This window comes from Streptomyces sp. AK010 (genome assembly GCF_014207295.1).
Taxonomy (GTDB): Bacteria; Actinomycetota; Actinomycetes; order Streptomycetales; family Streptomycetaceae; genus Streptomyces; species Streptomyces massasporeus.
In genome coordinates, this window is sequence record NZ_JACHCX010000009.1 from 91,793 (window position 1) to 109,338 (window position 17,546).

General features: G+C 71.8%; 15 protein-coding genes and 3 pseudogenes. 11 read left to right on the top strand and 7 right to left on the bottom strand.

The genetic code is table 11. The features are described 5' to 3' along the window. Positions 1 to 6: 6 nt before the first annotated feature. The 3 genes from pruA (at position 7) to HDC93_RS38510 (ending at position 2,665) form a co-directional block, all read left to right on the top strand. Positions 7 to 1,638, top strand: a complete 1,632-nt coding sequence (gene pruA, locus HDC93_RS18820; RefSeq protein ID WP_185012077.1) for an L-glutamate gamma-semialdehyde dehydrogenase — start codon at positions 7 to 9, stop codon at positions 1,636 to 1,638. 73 nt (positions 1,639 to 1,711) lie between these two features. Next, positions 1,712 to 2,254, top strand: a complete 543-nt coding sequence (locus tag HDC93_RS18825; RefSeq protein WP_185012078.1) for a GNAT family N-acetyltransferase — start codon at positions 1,712 to 1,714, stop codon at positions 2,252 to 2,254. Positions 2,255 to 2,533: 279 nt separating this feature from the next. Next, a complete protein-coding gene (locus HDC93_RS38510; RefSeq protein ID WP_104781486.1) occupies positions 2,534 to 2,665 on the top strand; it encodes a hypothetical protein in 132 nt (43 codons plus the stop codon). Positions 2,666 to 2,719: 54 nt separating this feature from the next. Here HDC93_RS38510 and HDC93_RS18830 read toward each other — a convergent pair whose 3' ends face one another. Next, positions 2,720 to 4,300 carry a metallophosphoesterase family protein gene (locus HDC93_RS18830; protein ID WP_185012079.1) on the bottom strand — a complete coding sequence of 527 codons (1,581 nt, stop codon included), beginning with the start codon at positions 4,298 to 4,300 and terminating at the stop codon, positions 2,720 to 2,722. Positions 4,301 to 4,454: 154 nt separating this feature from the next. On the opposite strand from HDC93_RS18830, the gene HDC93_RS18835 reads away from it, so the two are divergent. Both HDC93_RS18835 and HDC93_RS18840 read left to right on the top strand, forming a co-directional pair. After that, positions 4,455 to 5,498 (top strand): 3-isopropylmalate dehydrogenase, encoded by a 1,044-nt coding sequence (locus HDC93_RS18835; RefSeq protein WP_185012080.1) that lies wholly within the window; start codon positions 4,455 to 4,457, stop codon positions 5,496 to 5,498. A gap of 242 nt (positions 5,499 to 5,740) precedes the next feature. Beyond that, entirely contained in the window at positions 5,741 to 6,829 is a 1,089-nt protein-coding gene (locus tag HDC93_RS18840; RefSeq protein WP_031105417.1) for a branched-chain amino acid aminotransferase, read from the top strand. A 9-nt stretch (positions 6,830 to 6,838) separates the two neighbouring features. Here HDC93_RS18840 and HDC93_RS18845 read toward each other — a convergent pair. Further along, positions 6,839 to 7,225 (bottom strand): annotated as a pseudogene (locus HDC93_RS18845) (cytosine permease); the annotation flags it as partial. Positions 7,226 to 7,227: 2 nt separating this feature from the next. Between HDC93_RS18845 and HDC93_RS18850 the strand changes: the two are divergent. The 4 genes and pseudogenes from HDC93_RS18850 to cimA all read left to right on the top strand — a co-directional run. Beyond that, positions 7,228 to 7,368, top strand: a pseudogene (locus HDC93_RS18850) (agmatine deiminase family protein); the annotation flags it as partial. A 14-nt stretch (positions 7,369 to 7,382) separates the two neighbouring features. Continuing rightward, a complete protein-coding gene (locus HDC93_RS18855) occupies positions 7,383 to 7,988 on the top strand; it encodes a TetR/AcrR family transcriptional regulator (protein WP_185012081.1) in 606 nt (201 codons plus the stop codon). A 235-nt stretch (positions 7,989 to 8,223) separates the two neighbouring features. Continuing rightward, complete coding sequence (locus HDC93_RS18860; protein ID WP_260419653.1) at positions 8,224 to 8,523, top strand: hypothetical protein; 300 nt, start codon at positions 8,224 to 8,226, stop codon at positions 8,521 to 8,523. Positions 8,524 to 8,824: 301 nt separating this feature from the next. Then, positions 8,825 to 10,429: a citramalate synthase gene (cimA, locus tag HDC93_RS18865; RefSeq protein WP_185012082.1), complete on the top strand. Its 1,605-nt coding sequence runs from the start codon at positions 8,825 to 8,827 to the stop codon at positions 10,427 to 10,429. 76 nt (positions 10,430 to 10,505) lie between these two features. Here the strand turns inward: cimA and HDC93_RS18870 are convergent, their stop codons facing one another. Beyond that, the gene (locus HDC93_RS18870) at positions 10,506 to 11,165 is read right to left on the bottom strand and encodes an SLATT domain-containing protein (protein ID WP_185012083.1); all 660 of its coding nucleotides are present in this window, start codon (positions 11,163 to 11,165) and stop codon (positions 10,506 to 10,508) included. 139 nt (positions 11,166 to 11,304) lie between these two features. On the opposite strand from HDC93_RS18870, the gene HDC93_RS18875 reads away from it, so the two are divergent. Beyond that, entirely contained in the window at positions 11,305 to 12,654 is a 1,350-nt protein-coding gene (locus tag HDC93_RS18875; protein WP_185012084.1) for a hypothetical protein, read from the top strand. A gap of 706 nt (positions 12,655 to 13,360) precedes the next feature. Here the strand turns inward: HDC93_RS18875 and HDC93_RS18880 are convergent. Together HDC93_RS18880 and HDC93_RS18885 are read right to left on the bottom strand one after the other, a co-directional pair. Further along, a complete protein-coding gene (locus HDC93_RS18880; RefSeq protein ID WP_185012085.1) occupies positions 13,361 to 14,539 on the bottom strand; it encodes a Cmx/CmrA family chloramphenicol efflux MFS transporter in 1,179 nt (392 codons plus the stop codon). A gap of 100 nt (positions 14,540 to 14,639) precedes the next feature. Further along, positions 14,640 to 15,215: pseudogene (locus HDC93_RS18885) on the bottom strand (DMT family transporter); the annotation flags it as partial. On the opposite strand from HDC93_RS18885, the gene HDC93_RS38515 reads away from it, so the two are divergent. Continuing rightward, the gene (locus HDC93_RS38515) at positions 15,175 to 15,564 is read left to right on the top strand and encodes a hypothetical protein (protein ID WP_260419668.1); all 390 of its coding nucleotides are present in this window, start codon (positions 15,175 to 15,177) and stop codon (positions 15,562 to 15,564) included. The pseudogene HDC93_RS18885 and the gene HDC93_RS38515 overlap by 41 nt on opposite strands. A 76-nt stretch (positions 15,565 to 15,640) precedes the next feature. Here the strand turns inward: HDC93_RS38515 and HDC93_RS18895 are convergent, their stop codons facing one another. Together HDC93_RS18895 and HDC93_RS18900 are read right to left on the bottom strand one after the other, a co-directional pair. Then, complete coding sequence (locus HDC93_RS18895; protein WP_033313210.1) at positions 15,641 to 16,426, bottom strand: trypsin-like serine protease; 786 nt, start codon at positions 16,424 to 16,426, stop codon at positions 15,641 to 15,643. Between the two features lie 218 nt (positions 16,427 to 16,644). Next, positions 16,645 to 17,247 carry a YceI family protein gene (locus HDC93_RS18900; protein WP_185012086.1) on the bottom strand — a complete coding sequence of 201 codons (603 nt, stop codon included), beginning with the start codon at positions 17,245 to 17,247 and terminating at the stop codon, positions 16,645 to 16,647. Positions 17,248 to 17,546: the final 299 nt, after the last annotated feature.

The following is a 17,546-nucleotide window of genomic DNA, read 5'->3' on the forward strand; positions in this document are numbered from 1 at the left end:
GAAAACATGGACGCTGTGACCCAGGTCCCCACCCCCGTCAACGAGCCGGTGCACGGCTACGCCCCCGGCTCGCCCGAGCGCGCCCGGCTGGAGGCGCGGCTGAAGGAGCTGGCCGACAACCCCGTCGACCTGCCCTGCACCATCGGCGGCGAGAAGCGGATGGGCGGCGGCGAGGCCTTCCAGGTCGTCCAGCCGCACAACCACCAGGCCGTGCTCGGCACGTACCGCAACGCCACGCAGGCGGACGCCCAGGACGCCATCGACGCGGCCCTGGCCGCCGCGCCCGCCTGGCGCGCGATGGCCTTCGACGACCGCGCGGCGATCATCCTGCGCGCCGCCGAGCTGCTGTCCGGCCCCTGGCGAGAGACGCTCGCCGCCTCCACCATGCTCGGCCAGTCCAAGACCGCCCAGCAGGCCGAGATCGACACGCCCTGCGAGCTGATCGACTTCTGGCGGTTCAACGTCTCCTACGCCCGCAAGCTGCTCGCCGAGCAGCCCCCGGCGAACTCGCCCGGCGTGTGGAACCGTCTGGACCACCGCCCGCTGGAGGGCTTCGTCTACGCGATCACGCCCTTCAACTTCACCGCGATCGCGGGCAACCTCCCGACGGCCCCCGCCCTCATGGGCAACGTCGTCGTCTGGAAGCCGTCCCCGACGCAGACCCACGCCGCCGTGCTGCTGATGCAGCTGCTGGAGGAGGCCGGTCTGCCCAAGGGCGTCATCAACCTCGTCACCGGTGACGGCATCGAGGTCTCCAAGGTCGCCCTGGAGCACCGCGACCTCGCCGGCATCCACTTCACCGGATCGACCCCCACCTTCCAGTACCTGTGGAAGACGGTCGGCAACAACATCGAGAAGTACCGCACCTACCCGCGCCTCGTCGGCGAGACCGGCGGCAAGGACTTCCTCGTCGCCCACCCGTCGGCCGACCCGGCGATCCTGAAGACGGCGTTCACCCGCGGCGCCTTCGAGTTCCAGGGCCAGAAGTGCAGCGCCACCTCCCGGGCGTACATCCCCGCCTCGATCTGGAACTCCGGTTTCAAGGAGGAGCTCGCCGCCGAGGTCGACGGCATCAAGATGGGTGACGTCACCGACCTGTCGAACTTCATCGGCGCCGTCATCGACGAGCGTGCCTTCGCCAAGAACAAGGCCGCCATCGACCGCGCCAAGGAGGACGCCTCCTGCACGATCGTCGCGGGCGGCACGTACGACGACTCGGTGGGCTACTTCGTCCGCCCGACCGTCATCGAGTGCACCGACCCGGAGAACGAGGTCTTCCGCACCGAGTACTTCGGCCCGATCATCGCCGTGCACGTCTACGAGGACGACAAGTACGACGAGATGCTGACCCAGATGGAGTCCGTCTCCGACTACGCCCTGACCGGCTCGGTCATCGCGAACGACCGCGCGGCGGCGGCCTACACGGCCGACAAGCTCCGCTACGCGGCCGGCAACTTCTACATCAACGACAAGTCGACCGGCGCCGTCGTCGGCCAGCAGCCCTTCGGCGGCGGCCGTGCCTCCGGCACCAACGACAAGGCCGGCGCCCCGCAGAACCTGATGCGCTGGACCCTGACCCGCGCCATCAAGGAGACGCTGGTCCCGCCGACGGACTACACGTACCCGCACATGGGCTGACACCCCCGAACGAACCGACGGGCCAGGTCGAAGAGACCTGGCCCGTCGGCGTGTCCGGCGAAAGACTGGGCCGATGAGCATCCGAGTGCGCACCGCCCACACCGCCGATCTGACCCCCGCCGAACTCGACGCCGTACGCGGCCTGCTGGACGCCGCGTACGAGGGTGACTTCGGAGACGAGGACTGGGACCACGGTCTCGGCGGTGTGCACGCGCTCGGGCACGACGACTCCGGGCTCGCCGCGCACGGGGCGGTCGTGATGCGACGGGTGCGGCACGGCGGGCGGTGGCTGCGGGCCGGGTACGTCGAGAACGTCGCCGTGCGCGCCGACGTCCGCCGCGGTGGCCTCGGCGGGCGGGTCATGGCGGAACTGGAGCGCGTCGTCGACCGCGCCTACGACCTCGGCGCCCTCTCCGCGAGCGACGACGGGGCCCGGCTCTACACCTCCCGCGGCTGGGAGTCGTGGACCGGTCGGGTGCACGCACTCAGCCCGCGGGAGGGCATCGTCCGGCTGCCGGAGGAGGAGGGCAGCACGTACGTCCGCACCGCCCTGGCAGGCTTCCTCGACCCCGCGCACGAGCTGGTCTTCGACTGGCGCGACGGCGACGTGCTCTAGAAGACACCGCAGGTCAGCACGGTGTGACCCAGTCCACCGTCTCAGATAGTAGGAAGTCCGAGTAATTGTGGAGACAGACGCTCCGCGCTCCCTTAGCTTTGTAAAAGCCGAACGTCTCGCTCGACCAAGCGAATGGCGGTCGTGAGCCGGGCCCCGTGCAGGCAACCCCTGCGGCACCGCTCCCCGCCCCTTTGGGGGTCCCAGCCACGCCCATTAGGCAGTGGGGGAGTCTCGTAACCCTCCCTGTGCACTCCGTGCTGTCGAAGGAGTCGATTTCCCATGGCCGAGACGACCGTCCGCCGCCGAGTCCGTCACGTCTCCCGTACGACCGAGTCCGACCGGAAGAACGCCGCCGCCGCGCTCCAGCGTGCCCTCGACCGCAGGGACAACGGCGGATCCAGCGGCCACTGAGCCGCGCACCGCATACAGGACCGGGAGCCGCCCGACGAGGCGCGGCGCGGGGTCTCACGCCCCGCGCCGCACCTCGAAGTGGTCGATCCGCTCACCGCTCGACGCCAGCGCCGACACCTTCAGTCGCGGCCTGGCGCCGCTCTCCGCCTCCACCGAGAGGAACGAGAAGCCGCGGTAGCGCACCCGCGACCACTGCGCCGACTCCGCCTTGGTGTCCCGGGACTTGGTCCACCGGAACGTGCTGACCGGCTCGTGGTCGGCGGCGTTCCCCTCATAGCTCTCCTTCACGCCGTCGGGGAAGCCGTACAGCTCCTTGCCGCCACCGCCCGCGGTGACGTACACGATCCCGTCCCGCCGCGGATCCGTCGTCCCGCCGACCGGTACCGGCCGGCCCACCGCGCCGTTCCGGATGGCGTCCGTCCGCTCGTAGACGTGGTTGTGCCCGTTGACCACCAGGTCCACCTCGTGCCGGGCGAACAGCGGCAGCCACTCGGCGCGCACCCCGCCGTCCGAGGCGTGCGTGGACGTCGAGTACGCGCAGTGGTGGAAGAAGACGACGATGAAGTCGACGTCCTTGGAGGACCGCAGCTCGCCGAGCTTGCCGTCCAGCCACTTCGTCTGCCGCCCCTCCGTGTAACCGAAGTTGGCGGGGATCTCGTACGACACGTCGTTCGCGTCCAGCGCGACCACGCCCACGTTGCCGTACGTGAAGGCGTACACGCCCGGTGCCGTACGCGCGTCGAAGCCGCTGTCCGGCAGGGAGAACCGGGCGAGCTGGCCGCCGTAGCCGTCGGGTGAGTACCAGGCCTCCATGTCGTGGTTGCCGGTCGTCACCATCCACGGCACCGACCTGGCCACCGGCTCGGTCTGCTTCAGGAACCGGTCCCACTGGCTCGCGTCGAAGACGTCCGACTCCTTGCCCCTGCCGGTCGGGTCGGCGTAGCAGATGTCGCCGGCGTGCAGATGGAAGGCGGGCTTGCGGCGCAGCAGCGTACGGTCGTTGAGGGCCGCCTCGTCACCGACGCCCTGGTCGCCGAACGCGGTGAACACGAACCGCTCGGGCGGGCTCGCCGGTGCCGTGCGGAAGGACGTGACGGTCGACCGGTGCCGTGGGGAGGCCGGGTCGAAGCCCTCGTGGCCGACGCCGTAGTAGTACGTCGTGTCAGGGCGCAGGCCGTCCAGCGCGGCGTGCAGGTAGTACTGCTCGACCGCCGCCCGGATGCCCTTCAGCTCGGGGGTGTGCAGGTCGCGCAGCTCCGCCTCGATCCTGCGGTCGAGGTCGTCGGGGCGCAGGCCCACCCGGACGTACGGCTTCTTCACCGCGAGCGGCACCTGCCAGGAGATCCGCATCTGGGTCTTCGGATCGGCGCCGAAGGCCAGATGGCGGCCGAATGGGGTGACGAGGGAGCCGGGCGCCTTCGACGTGCTCGGCGACGGCCCGCCGGTCGCCGTGGCGGAGGCCTGCCCCGAACGGGAACCGGAACCGGAGCAGCCGGTCAGCAGCCCGCTCGCCACCGCACCCGCCGTCACCAGAGTGCGCCGCCGCGACAGCCGGGTCCGCAGGTACTCGTGCTGCTCCGCCATGCTCATCCGGGCGGCGAGCTCGGGCGGGATGCCGAAGTGGGGGATCTCCATGGGAAGTGAATGTCCCAGCGGAGGCCAACGGCCGCACCACATACGGGTGAACGGCACCCGACGGACGCGTGCCGTCCCCCGGTCGGGTGCCTTCCGCCTGTCCGTATCCCGGACACCCTGTGTCATCCCATGGGACGAGGAGTAGGGTGCCCGCATGTCTCGCAGCATCAATCTCGCAGTGATTCCCGGTGACGGCATCGGCCAGGAGGTCGTGGCCGAAGGCCTGAAGGTCCTCTCCGCCGTCCTTCCGCAGGATGTGAAGCTGGAGACCGAGGAGTACGACTTCGGCGCCCGGCGCTACCACGCCACCGGTGAGACCCTCACCGACGCCGACCTCGACGCCCTGAAGCGGCACGACGCCATCCTGCTCGGCGCGATCGGCGACCCGTCCGTGCCCTCCGGGGTCCTGGAGCGCGGCTTCCTGCTCAAGCTCCGCTTCGCCTTCGACCATCACGTCAACCTGCGTCCCTCGAAGCTCCTGCCGGGTGTCGCCACCCCGCTCGCGGGCGAGCCGGAGATCGACTTCGTCGTGGTCCGCGAGGGCACCGAGGGCCCGTACACCGGCAACGGCGGCACGATCCGCAAGGGCACCGAGCACGAGGTCGCCACCGAGGTGTCCGTGAACACGGCCTTCGGTGTCGAGCGCGTGGTCCGCGACGCCTTCGCCCGGGCCCAGGCCCGCCCCCGCAAGAAGCTCGCGCTGATCCACAAGAACAACGTGCTGACCTTCGCCGGTCACCTGTGGACGAACATCTTCAACAAGGTGGCCGAGGAGTTCCCCGAGGTCACCACCGAGTACATGCACGTGGACGCGGCGACGATCTACCTCGTCACGCAGCCCGAGCGCTTCGACGTGATCGTCACCGACAACCTCTTCGGCGACATCGTCACCGACCTCGCCGCGGCCGTCTCCGGCGGCATCGGCGTCGCCGCGAGCGGCAACATCAACCCCTCCGGCGACTTCCCCTCGATGTTCGAGCCCGTGCACGGCTCGGCCCCGGACATCGCAGGCCAGGGCAAGGCCGACCCGACCGCCACCGTGCTGTCCGTCGCGCTGCTCCTGCGTCACCTCGGCTACGAGGCCGAGGCCGCCCGCATCGACGAGGCGGTCGCGGCCGACCTGTCGGAGCGCACCGGCAAGCCCGCCCGCTCCACCTCGGAGATCGGCGACGCGCTCGCCGTACGCGTAGCCGGCTGACCCGCCGCTGCACACCGCAAGCCGCCGGGTCGCATCAGCGCCCGGCGGCTTCCACATGTTCCCGCCGGGTGCCACCATCGACCACCGGGCCGCAATCACCCCGTTCTTTCCGCCGCCGCCCCCGGGCGATAATCGAACGCGAGGCCGCGGAATGAGGGAATGCTCGGACGTCCTAGCACTGGTCACCATCAGAGCAGTACCGAGCGCGGCCCGTCACTACAACCGGTGAAGGACATCAACCCATGACGACGCCCACGATCGAGCTCAAGCCCTCCGCCCACCCGCTCTCCGACGCGGAACGCGAGGGGATCCTGGCCAACCCCGGGTTCGGCCGCCACTTCACCGACCACATGGTGACGATCAAGTGGACGGAAGGCCGCGGCTGGCACGACGGCCAGCTCGTGCCGTACGCGCCGATCTCCCTCGACCCCGCCACCACGGTCCTGCACTACGCGCAGGAGATCTTCGAGGGTCTGAAGGCCTACCGACAGCCCGACGGGTCCGTCGCCACCTTCCGCCCCGAGAAGAACGCCGAGCGTTTCCAGCGCTCCGCCCGCCGGCTCGCGATGCCCGAGCTGCCGGTCGAGACGTTCATCGAGGCGTGCGACGCCCTGGTGAAGCAGGACAAGGCGTGGGTGCCGGCGCACGGCGGCGAGGAGTCCCTCTACCTGCGCCCGTTCATGATCGCCACCGAGGTCGGGCTGGGGGTGAAGCCCGCCAACGAGTACCTGTTCCTGGTGATCGCCTCCCCGGCCGGGGCGTACTTCCCCGGTGGTGTGAAGCCGGTGTCCATCTGGGTCTCCGAGGACCGCGTCCGCGCCGTCCCCGGCGGCATGGGCGACGCGAAGACCGGCGGCAACTACGCGGCGTCCCTGCTCGCGCAGGCGGAGGCCGCGACGAAGGGCTGCGACCAGGTCTGCTACCTCGACGCCGTGGAGCACACCTGGGTCGAGGAGCTGGGCGGCATGAACCTGTACTTCGTGTACGGCGACAAGATCGTCACGCCGTCGCTCACCGGGTCGATCCTGGAGGGCGTCACGCGCGACTCCCTGCTCGCCGTCGCCCGTGACCTCGGGTACGAGGCCGAGGAAGGCCGGGTCTCGGTCGACCAGTGGCAGCGGGACTCGGAGAACGGGTCGCTGACGGAGGTCTTCGCCTGCGGTACGGCCGCGGTGATCACTCCGGTCGGTACGGTGAAGCGGGCCGGGGCGGAGTGGAAGCAGAGCGGGGGAGAGCCGGGCGAGGTCACGCTGCGGCTGCGCCAGGCGCTGCTCGACATCCAGCGGGGCACGGCCTCGGACGCCCACGGTTGGATGCACCGCCTGGGCTGAGCCGCCCTGGCCCCCGGGGGCTCCGCCCCGGCCCCCCCGGGGGCCAGCGCCCACCCACCGCCCGACTCGGGCGTAGGCGGTCACGCCCAGCGTCAGCAGGGCCGTCATGCCGAACGCCAGCACCCGTGACATCGCGAGCAGCACCCGGTAGCCGTACACCGCGCCGGCGACGGTGGCCGCGGCGAGCAGCCCGTGGACGACGCCGTAGGACACCCCGCCCTGCGGCAGCCCGGCCAGCCGGCCCAGGACGCCGACCATCACGTCTCCGCCGATCCACACGGTCAGCGCGGTGTAGCCGAGGGCCAGCAGCAGCCCGACCACCGAGCCGACCAGCCGCCCGCGGCCCCTGAACTGGGCGCCGGAGGAGGTCGACAGGTTGGTGCCGGTGCGCAGCGAGCGGCTTCGACGACCCGCGTGACGAGATCGCCGCCGGCATCTTCCGCCGCCTGTTCCCCGAGCGCACCGTGACGCTGGTGGACGCCCGTACGATCTTCGCGGGCGGTGGCGGCATCCACTGCATCACGCAGCAGCAACCGAGGACCCAGGAGTGCACATGGCCGGTGGGCGACGGCAGGCCCCGCCCCGCGAGGACGTCCTCGCCGCGGCCATGGAGATGATCGCCGAGCGCGGCCCGGAGAAGCTCACCATGGCCGCGCTCGGCCGCGAGGTCGGCATGAGCAGCGGCCATCTGCTCTACTACTTCGGCTCCAAGGACGAACTGCTGCTGCGCACCCTGGAGTGGAGCGAGGGCCGCCTCGGCGCCGAGCGCGGCCGGCTGCTGACCCGGACCACGCCCGCCCTCGAACGCCTCGACGCCTACGTCGACCTGTACGTCCCCGACGGCCACCGCGACCCGCACTGGACGCTGTGGCTGGAGGTCTGGAACCGCTCGCAGAGCGCTGCCGTCGACGGGGCCGCCCGCGAACGGCAGGCCGCCATCGAGGGCGCCTGGCACCGCGACCTGGTCGCGCTGCTCGCCGAGGGCATCTCGCGCGGCGAGTTCCGCCGCGTCGACCCGGACCGGTTCGCCGCCCGGCTGCGCGCGCTGCTGGACGGCTTCGCCATCCATGTGGCGATCGGCCTGCGCGGCACCGACCGGGCGCAGATCCTGCGCCACGTGCGCGAGTTCCTCGCCTACAGCCTGCTCGCGGACGCCTGAAGGTACGCCCGGGTTGTACTCAATACGAGGCGCCGTGGTCGCCGGGCACGTCCTGGAGTGCGGGGCACAGGCCACCGGCGGGCCCTCCGACGCGTCGTGATGTTGGCTCTGAGCAGCCCTCGGCGCGGGGCCGGGGGAGAAGCGTCCACGGGGAACACAGGGGCTCAGGCCTCGGGAGCCCCGGGGACAACAGGGGGAAACAGCACATGACCAGCACCAGGAGGGCACGCTCGGCGTGGCCCTGGCCGCCTTCACCGCCTCTGCGCGGCTCAGCGCGGACAACCGGTACCTGGCCTTCGTGTCGGCCGACCCCGGCGACACCGACCACACCCATCGCGCGTATGTCCGGGACCTGCGCACCGGCCGCACCGTCCTCGCCGGCCCGGACGCCCGCGGCGGCCCGGACGGCCAGAGCGTGTCCGCCCCGGTGGTCGACCGCAACGGCCGCACGGTCGCCTTCGCCAGCTCCTCACCCGACCTGGTGCCCGTCGACACCTGCGACACCGCACACGTCTGCGTCCGTCACCCGAGGTGACCGACCGCATCCTGAGACGGCGGTGAGTGAAGCGCGGGGGTTGTGCCAAACTTCCTCCGTGCTCTCGTTCGCCATGATTATTGGCAGCAGGCGCGCCGGTCCGCAGTGACCGCCACGTACGACCAGGTACGGGCGGACACCGTCGTCCTCGACCCGCGCGCAGACCTCTCGCACCCGCGAGAGGTTTTTCGCATTTCTGGCCCACCCACAGCCGGAGGCGAGAGCGCGAGGGAGTATGTGAGGGCGGTGGAGCCGGTCATTCCGGTACGACCGAGATCCCATCCTCAGGAGCCTTGAGACCATGACCGCTACCCGCGACCTCGACGATTCGTTCCACGTCTTCGACACCACCCTGCGCGACGGCGCCCAGCGGGAGGGCATCAACCTCACCGTCGCCGACAAGCTGGCCATCGCACGGCACCTGGACGACTTCGGCGTGGGCTTCATCGAGGGCGGCTGGCCGGGCGCCAACCCCCGGGACACCGAGTTCTTCGCCCGCGCCCAGCAGGAGATCGACTTCCGGCACGCCCAGCTCGTCGCGTTCGGCGCCACCCGCCGCGCCGGCACCACAGCCGCCGAGGACCCCCAGGTCAGGGCGCTCCTGGAGTCCGGCGCGCAGGTGATCACGCTGGTCGCCAAGTCGCACGACCGGCACGTCGAGCTCGCGCTGCGCACCACCCTGGACGAGAACCTGGCGATGGTCGGCGACACGGTCTCCTACCTCAAGGAGCAGGGCCGCCGCGTCTTCATCGACTGCGAGCACTTCTTCGACGGCTACCGCGCCAACCCCGAGTACGCCAAGGCGGTCGTCCGTACGGCGTCGGAGGCCGGCGCGGACGTCGTCGTCCTGTGCGACACCAACGGCGGCATGCTCCCCGCCCAGATCCAGGCCGTCGTCTCCACGGTCCTCGCCGACACCGGCGCCCGGCTCGGCATCCACGCCCAGGACGACACGGGCTGCGCGGTCGCCAACACCCTGGCCGCCGTCGACGCGGGCGCGACCCACGTGCAGTGCACGGCCAACGGCTACGGCGAACGCGTGGGAAACGCCAACCTGTTCCCGGTGGTGGCGGCCCTGGAGCTCAAGTACGGCAAGAAGGTCCTGCCCGCGGGGCACCTGCGCGAGATGACCCGCATTTCGCACGCCATCGCCGAGGTCGTCAACCTCACCCCCTCCACGCACCAGCCCTACGTCGGGCTCTCCGCCTTCGCCCACAAGGCCGGACTGCACGCCTCCGCGATCAAGGTCGACCCGGACCTCTACCAGCACATCGACCCCGAGCTGGTCGGCAACACCATGCGCATGCTGGTGTCCGACATGGCCGGACGCGCCTCCATCGAGCTCAAGGGCAAGGAACTCGGCGTCGACCTCGGAGGCGACCGCGAACTGGTCGGCCGGGTGGTCGAGCGCGTGAAGGAGCGCGAGCTCAAGGGCTACACCTACGAGGCGGCCGACGCGAGCTTCGAACTCCTCCTGCGCGCCGAGGTCCAGGGCGGACCGCTGCGCTACTTCGAGGTCGAGTCCTGGCGCGCCATCGTCGAGGACCGGCCCGACGGCTCCCACGCCAACGAGGCCACGGTCAAGCTGTGGGCCAAGGGCGAGCGCATCGTCGCCACCGCCGAGGGCAACGGCCCGGTCCATGCCCTGGACAGCTCCCTGCGCGTGGGCCTGGAGAAGATCTACCCCCAGCTCGCCAAGCTGGAGCTGGTGGACTACAAGGTCCGCATCCTGGAGGGCAAGCACGGCACCAACTCCACGACCCGCGTGCTGATCTCCACGTCCGACGGCACGGGCGAGTGGTCGACGGTCGGCGTCGCCGACAACGTCATCGCCGCGAGCTGGCAGGCCCTGGAAGACGCGTACACCTACGGGCTGCTGCGCGCGGGGGTCGCTCCGGCGGAGTAGGCGCGGGTCCGGCCGGGCCTCGGCTGAGGGGTGGAGTCACACCGCCGTGTCCCGGGGCCGCGGCCCCGGGCGCGTGTCACATCGCCGTGTCGCGCGACCGCGGTACCGGGACCTCGCCGCCCCGGTCGCGGCCGGGAGTCCGGTCGAGGCGGAACAGGCCCGCGGTGTGGGAACGCTGGCCGGTGGCGGTGCTGGTGGAGCGGGTCAGCTCCTCGACGCCGTCGGCCAGATAGCCGACCCACGCCGTGCCCTCGTCCTCGATGATCCGCTGCGCGTCGGTCCGCAGCCGCTCGATCACTCCGAGCAGGGCGGCCTGCTCCTTGTCGCTGGGGGAGTCGGTGGTCCTCAGGAACGCCTGCGCCCAGTCGGACTGCGCCTTCTTGAGGATCTGCTGCAGCGCCATCTCGGCCCGGATGTAGCGGGTCCAGGACGCCGAGAACCCGAAGATCCGGTCGAAGAGCACGCACCCCGCCCCGCCGGCCAGGAACACGAAACCCCACTCGGGCTGCACGGTCGTGGGCGAGGCCGCGTGCACCAGCGGCGTGATCGTGCCGACGATGCCCAGCAGCGTGGCGAGCGCCCGCAGCGAACGCGACCACAGCGACGGCCCCCGGCGCCGGGCCAGGTACCAGCCGATCGCCGACGTCACCTCCGCCTCGGCGTGCCGGAACAGCTCCCACAGCAGGTCGGCCCGCGTGCGCGACCGGTCCAGCTCGGTCAGTTCGGACACCGTCATGTCCGCAGCTCTACGTCGTCCGAACATGCCCCTGCTCCCGCCGTCCGAATGGCCAGAGGCATCCTAGGCGCAGCCGCCTCGATAAATCCCCTGCTCGACGGATAACCCTTTTTGTGGCATTTCGGGTAGCTTCGAACATATGAGGGCCGCACTGGTGCGTACCGTGGTACGTCTGCTGATCGTGCCGTTCGCCGCCGTACTGGCGGTGCTGCTGGCCGGCGCGCCGGGCGCGCACGCGGCCACCGACCTCTCCAAGGTCGCCCAGGAACTGCGTGAGAGCCCCGTCTACGTCGATCCGGCCGCCTCCGGACAGCTCGCGGCGTCGGACGCGGAAGCGCTCGCCGACAAGATCAAGGACGCCGGCAAGCCCGTCTTCGTGGCCGTCCTCCCGGCCGGTTACCCCACGCAGGACCTCTTCCGGAACCTGCGCACCGAGACCGGCATCACCGGCCTGTACGGCATCCACCTCGGCGACCGCTTCGACGCCCGCGCCGACAGCTCCGTGATGAGCCGGCAGGCGGTGTCCAACCTGGTCACGGCCGTGCAGGACGCGGGCGACACCAAGGCCCAGCTGAACGACTTCGTCGACGACGCCCTGCGCAACGTGGGCGGTTCGGCGCCGAGCAGTTGGAGCGACGGCTCGGGCACCGACGTGCCGGTCGGCGGCCTGATCACGATCGGCGCCCTGGTCGCCGCCGGCGGCGCGGGCGCGTACACCCTGGTCCGCCGCAACCGGCGCCGCCACGAGGAGGAGCAGCGGGCCGCGCTGGAGAAGCTGCGGGTGGTCGTCGACGAGGACATCACCGCGTTCGGCGAGGAACTCGACCGGCTCGACTTCCATCCCTCGGAACCCGGCGCCGACGACGCGATGCGCGCCGACTACGAGCGTGCCCTGGACTGCTACGACCAGGCCAAGTCCCTGATGGCGGCCGCGACGAAACCCGAGGACGTCCGGGCCGTCACCCAGGCAGTGGAGGACGGCCGGTTCTCCCTGGTCCGGCTCGCGGCCCGCCGCGAGGGCGGAGCCCTGCCGGAGCGCCGCCCGCCCTGCTTCTTCGACCCGCGCCACGGCCCCTCGGTCGCCGACGCCACCTGGACGCCCCCGACCGGCACCGCCCGCGAGGTCCCGGTCTGCGCGGCCGACGAAAGGCGCCTGGCCGAGGGCCGCGACCCGGAGATCCGCGAGGTCGACACCGACTACGGCCGCCGCCCCTACTGGGAGGCCGGACCGGCGTACGGCCCCTGGGCCGGCGGCTACTTCGGCGGCGGCCTCCTGCCCGGTCTCCTCGTCGGCACCATGCTCGGCAGCATGATGGCCACCCCCGCCTACGCGGCCGACTACGGCTCCGGCTACGGCGACTTCGGCGGCTACGAGGGCGGCGACGTCTCCGGCGCGGACTTCAACTCCGGCGACTTCGGCGGCGACTTCGGAAGCGGCTTCGGGGGAGGGGACTTCGGCGGCGGCGGGGACTTCGGGGGAGGGTTCTGACGAGGCCCCGAGCTGCTCGGCATGCGGGGTACCGGGCGGGGCCTGATCTGCGCGGGGCATGGGGGCGTGCCGGGCAGGGGCTCACGCTGGCGCCGCGTGCAGGGGTCCTGGCCGGGGGCCGGTCAGCAGGAGTACGGGGCGCTGGGCGCTGGTCCGGGCCTGATTCGTGCGGGGTGCGGGGCGTGCTCGGTCCGGGCCTGATTCGTGCGGGGTGCGGAGTGTGCTCGGTCCGGGCCTGATTCGTGCGGGGTGCGGGGCGTGCTCGGTCCGGGCCTGATTCGTGCGGGGTGCGGGGCGTGCTCGGTCCGGGCCTGATTCGTGCGGGGCGCTGGGCGCTGGTCCGGGCCTGATTCGTGCGGGGTGCGGGGCGTGCTCGGTCCGGGCCTGATTCGTGCGGGGTGCGGGGCGTGCTCGGTCCGGGCCTGATTCGTGCGGGGTGCGGAGTGTGCTCGGTCCGGGCCTGGCACGCACGGAGCGCTGGTTGTGTCCGCCCGGGGCCTGATCTGCGCCGGCGGGCCCAGGCCGGGTCTGCGCCGGCGGGCCCAGGCCGGGTCTGCGCCGCGGGCCCAGGCCGGGTACGGCCCGCCAGGCACCTGGCCCGGGCCTGGCCCCTGGGCTCCACGGCGCGCAGGGCGCTTGGCCCGGCGTGACCGCGCTCGGGGCTCCGGCCGACCTGACCAGGCCCCGATTTCCGCGGCCCGCGGACTCAGCGTCGTAGCGGCGTCTCCCGCCCCACGGGCCGCTCACGCTCCTGCCACCCCGTAGCCCCGGCGACAGCGAAGGCCAGGGCCACCAAACCCGCGCTGACCCACACCGGTGCCCGGTACCCGAAGCCCGCGTCGATCACCGCGCCTCCGGCCCAGGGGCCTACCGCAGCGCCCACGTTGAACGCCGCCGTCGCGAAGCCTCCGGCCAGGGTCGGCGCGTCCTGCGCCGCGTACAGCGCACGGGCGATCAGCGTGGAGCCGACGCCGAAGGACAGGGCGCCCTGGGCGAAGACGAGCGCGAGGGTCAGGACGGGGTGCCCGGCGCCGAGGGCCAGGGCGCACCAGCCCGTGCCCAGCGTCAGGCCCCCGCCGGCGAGCACCGGCCCGGGGCGCCGGTCGGCGAAGCGTCCGGCGGCGGTGACCCCCGCGAACGCCCCGGCCCCGAACAGGGCCAGGACCCCCGGGACCCAGGTGTCGCCCAGCCCTGCCACCTCGGTGACCAGCGGAGCGAGATACGTGAAGGTGCAGAACGTCGCGCCGTTCACGAGGGCGCCCAGCAGAAGGGTGACGAGCAGCCGGGGATCGCGCAGCGACCGCAGTTCACCGCGCAGCGCGGGCGGCGGACCCCCGGCCGCACCACCCGGCACGGACCGCGCCACCGCGACCAGCGCGGGCAGCGACACCAGTGCCACGGCCCAGAACGCCGCACGCCAGCCCCACAGTTCGCCCAGCACGGCCCCGGCCGGCACCCCGGCCACACACGCCAGCGTCACCCCGCCCAGCAGCGTGGACGTCGCCCGCCCCTTCGCGTCGCCCGGGACCATGCCCACGGCGGCGACCAGGGCGACCGCGAGGAACCCGGCGTTGGCGAACGCCCCCACCACCCGGGTGGCGAGCAGGACGGCGAAGCTGTCGGTGAGCGCGCCGACGACGTGGACGGCGAGAAAGACGACGAGGAACGCCAGCAGCGCGCCCCGCCGGGGCCAGCGCCGCGCGAGCCCCGCCACGAGCGGCGCCCCCACGACCATCCCGGCCGCGAAGGCCGAGGTCAGGGCGCCCGCCGTGGGGACGGACACCCCCAGATCCCGCGCGATGTCCGGCACCAGCCCGGACAGCATGAACTCGGACGTGCCTTGCGCGAACACGGCAAGGCCCAGCAGAAGGAGAGCGAACGGCATGAAGGAACTCCGCACCGGAAGTCGACGTCGGACACGACAGGTCGGGGCGGCAAACCGGCAGCGGAGCGGAGCGGGCGGCCTCAGCGGCCCGGCATCGGCGTCACGAGCAGCCACCGGAGAGCCGGTGGCCACACTCTGGACGCCTCGGGGCCGGACATGGACCGCACGCTAGGCGGAGCCGGGGGACCGGGTCCACCGGTTTTCCTCCGGCTCCGACCGGGCGGCGGTCAGGCTCGTGCCCCTCCGGCGGCCACCCGCGATGGACGACGACGACCGCCACGAGGCGGACGGTCAGCCCGAGAGCGGTCTGCACGCCGAACGGCTCACCGAACATCAGCGCGCCCCGGACCGCGGTGACCGGGGCCATCAGGAACATCAGTGTGCTGACCTCGGTGACGCCGGAGCGCTACAGGACGAGCCAGTACAGCCCGTACCCGCCGAACGTGGACAGCCCCACGAGCCAGGCCACCGCCACCCAGAAGTCCCCCCGCGTGGGCGGAACGGCCGTCCCGGTGCCGAGGGCCAGCACCGAGCAGAGGACCGCGCTGGTGACGCAGTGGACGGTCAGCGACCCCGACGGGGTGACCCGCGAGCGGTCCCGGCTCTCCAGGAACGTAGCCGCGACCAGGGACAGCATGCCGAGCAGCGGGACGGCGTACGCCCACCAGGCCACGCCGCCGCTGAACCGGAGTCCCCGCGCCGTCGCGGCCTTCGAGGCGCTGGGCCGCACGGACCGGTACCTGGCGATGCTCGGTGTCCTCCGCGCCCGGACGGCGGGGAGCAGGGCCGCGCAGGTGGCGGCGGCGCTGGCGAAGCTGGCGTCGGAGGAGCCGGAGCCGGAGCCGGAGCCGGAGCCGGAGGAGCCGGAGCCGGAGTCGGAGGAGCCGAAGCCGGAGCCGGAGGAGCCGAAGCCGGAGCCGGAGTCGGTGGAGCCGGAGCCGGAGGAGCCGAAGCCGGAGCCGGAGTCGGTGGAGCCGGAGCCGGAGGAGCCGGAGTCGGAGTCGGCGGAGCCGGAAACCCGCTGACTCCACCGGGCGGAGGCCGTCGCACTTGTGAAGAACGGGCCCGGCACCTCTCGGTGCCGGGCCCTGAAGCCGTGGGTCAGAGGGTCGACGCCGCCGACGCGATGGCGGAGGCGAACGTGGAGACCTCCGTGTAGACGCCGGGGGCCTCGGGACGGGCGCAGCCCTCGCCCCAGCTGACGATGCCGACCTGTATCCAGGCGCCGGCGTTGTCCTTGCGGAACATCGGGCCGCCGGAGTCGCCCTGGCAGGTGTCGACCCCGCCCGCGTCGAAGCCGGCGCAGATCTCCTCGTTCGCGACGAGACCGCTGTAGAGACCGCCGTAGGCCTTGCACGCGGCGTCGCTGACGAACGGCACGGTCGCCTTGAGGAGGTAGCGCTGCTGGGAGCCGCCCTCACGGTTCGCGCCCCACCCGGCGACGGTGAAGTCACCGGTGTTGTACTGCGTGGTGGTGGCGATCTTCAGGGTCGGCAGGTTGATGGGCTGGGCGAGCTTGATCAGCGCCCAGTCCTTGCCGGTGCCGTTGTAGCCGGGGGCGCGCAGCACCTTGGTGGAGCGGACCTGGACCCGGCCGCTGGTGGACTGGAGGTCGACGACCCCCGCGGTGGCGGTGATGCTCGTGTTGTTGCCGGAGGAGCCCACGCAGTGCGCGGCCGTGAGCACGATCTGCTGGGTGTAGAGCGCGCCGCCACAGCCCATCGAGAGCCGGACCATGAACGGGAACTCGCCCTGTGCGGCCCGGGTCCCGCCGACGACGGGCGAGGGGGCGGCCTGGGCGGCGGAGACGGGCTGAAGGCTGGCGATCGCGAGCGCGGCGGCGCCGAGGGCCGCGCATCTCTTGAGAGCCGTGAGGAGTCTCTTCAACGTGATGCCTTCCGTGGGGGGTTGACTGGGGAGGTGCAACCGAAGCATCAGATTGACGAGCGCATGACAGCAGCAAGGGCAAGAAGAACGTCCATGTGCTGGCATGGACTGGTCAAAATATTGCTGCTGGATTATGGGAACGCCGGGAGTCTTCGCACAAGGGGCGGGAACCGGCCAGACCGGCCCGGGGTGATGTCACCGGGCCGGTCCCGCGGGGCTCACGCGTTCCTGATGGCCGAGATGTCGAAGTTGAGCTTGATCTTGTCGGAGACGAGGACGCCGCCGGTCTCCAGCGCGGCGTTCCAGGTCAGGCCCCACTCGGAGCGCAGGATCTCAGCCTTGCCCTCGAAGCCGACGCGCTCGTTGCCGAAGGGGTCCTTCGCGGCGCCGTTGAACTCGAGGTCGATGGCGAGCGGACGGGTGGTGCCGAGGATCGTCAGATCGCCGGTGATCCGGTAGTCGTCACCGCCGAGCGCCTCCGCCTTGGTGGAGCGGAACGTCATGGTCGGGAACTCGTCCGCCTTGAAGAAGTCCGCGCTCTTGAGGTGGCCGTCACGGTCCGCGTTACCCGTGTCGATGCTGTCCATCACGACGTCCAGCGAGGCCGTCGACCGCGACGGGTCGGTGCCGTCGAGGTGGAGCGTGCCGGTGAAGTCCTGGAAGCCACCCTTGACGTTGGTGACCATGGCGTGCCGGGCGACGAAACCGATCGTCGAGTGCGCGGGGTCGATCGTGTAGTCGCCGGTCAGGGCGGCCAGCTCGGGGCTCACGGCGGTACCGGTGGCGGCGGTCTGGGTGTCGTTGCGGCTGAAGATGCTCATGGTGTACGCCTCCTGCATGTGATGTTGAATCTTTAACTACTCCAACGCGACCCACCGTAGACCTATTCCGTTCAATGTTCAACATCTTCGACGGGTGTGTTCCCGACGTGTCCCGCCGCACCCCTCGCGGACCTCCCGCCGCACCCCTCCCGGGCCTCCCTCCGGCCCCCTCCCGGACCCGCCGCACCCCCTCCCGGACCTCCCCCGGTCCCCTTTCCGCGCCCCTTCGCGTACCCCCGCTTGGAGCAATCGCGCGGCCCGCGCGGGTGGTTCTGCCGGTGGCGGTGCGCAGTGGCCCC

Coding starts and splice junctions, on each gene's coding strand:
- pruA (WP_185012077.1), top strand. CDS start 7: ATGGACGCTGTGACCCAGGTCCCCACCCCCGTCAACGAGCCGGTGCAC.
- HDC93_RS18825 (WP_185012078.1), top strand. CDS start 1,712: ATGAGCATCCGAGTGCGCACCGCCCACACCGCCGATCTGACCCCCGCC.
- HDC93_RS38510 (WP_104781486.1), top strand. CDS start 2,534: ATGGCCGAGACGACCGTCCGCCGCCGAGTCCGTCACGTCTCCCGTACG.
- HDC93_RS18830 (WP_185012079.1), bottom strand. CDS start 4,300: ATGGAGATCCCCCACTTCGGCATCCCGCCCGAGCTCGCCGCCCGGATG.
- HDC93_RS18835 (WP_185012080.1), top strand. CDS start 4,455: ATGTCTCGCAGCATCAATCTCGCAGTGATTCCCGGTGACGGCATCGGC.
- HDC93_RS18840 (WP_031105417.1), top strand. CDS start 5,741: ATGACGACGCCCACGATCGAGCTCAAGCCCTCCGCCCACCCGCTCTCC.
- HDC93_RS18855 (WP_185012081.1), top strand. CDS start 7,383: ATGGCCGGTGGGCGACGGCAGGCCCCGCCCCGCGAGGACGTCCTCGCC.
- cimA (WP_185012082.1), top strand. CDS start 8,825: ATGACCGCTACCCGCGACCTCGACGATTCGTTCCACGTCTTCGACACC.
- HDC93_RS18870 (WP_185012083.1), bottom strand. CDS start 11,165: ATGACGGTGTCCGAACTGACCGAGCTGGACCGGTCGCGCACGCGGGCC.
- HDC93_RS18875 (WP_185012084.1), top strand. CDS start 11,305: ATGAGGGCCGCACTGGTGCGTACCGTGGTACGTCTGCTGATCGTGCCG.
- HDC93_RS18880 (WP_185012085.1), bottom strand. CDS start 14,539: ATGCCGTTCGCTCTCCTTCTGCTGGGCCTTGCCGTGTTCGCGCAAGGC.
- HDC93_RS38515 (WP_260419668.1), top strand. CDS start 15,175: ATGCCGAGCAGCGGGACGGCGTACGCCCACCAGGCCACGCCGCCGCTG.
- HDC93_RS18900 (WP_185012086.1), bottom strand. CDS start 17,247: ATGAGCATCTTCAGCCGCAACGACACCCAGACCGCCGCCACCGGTACC.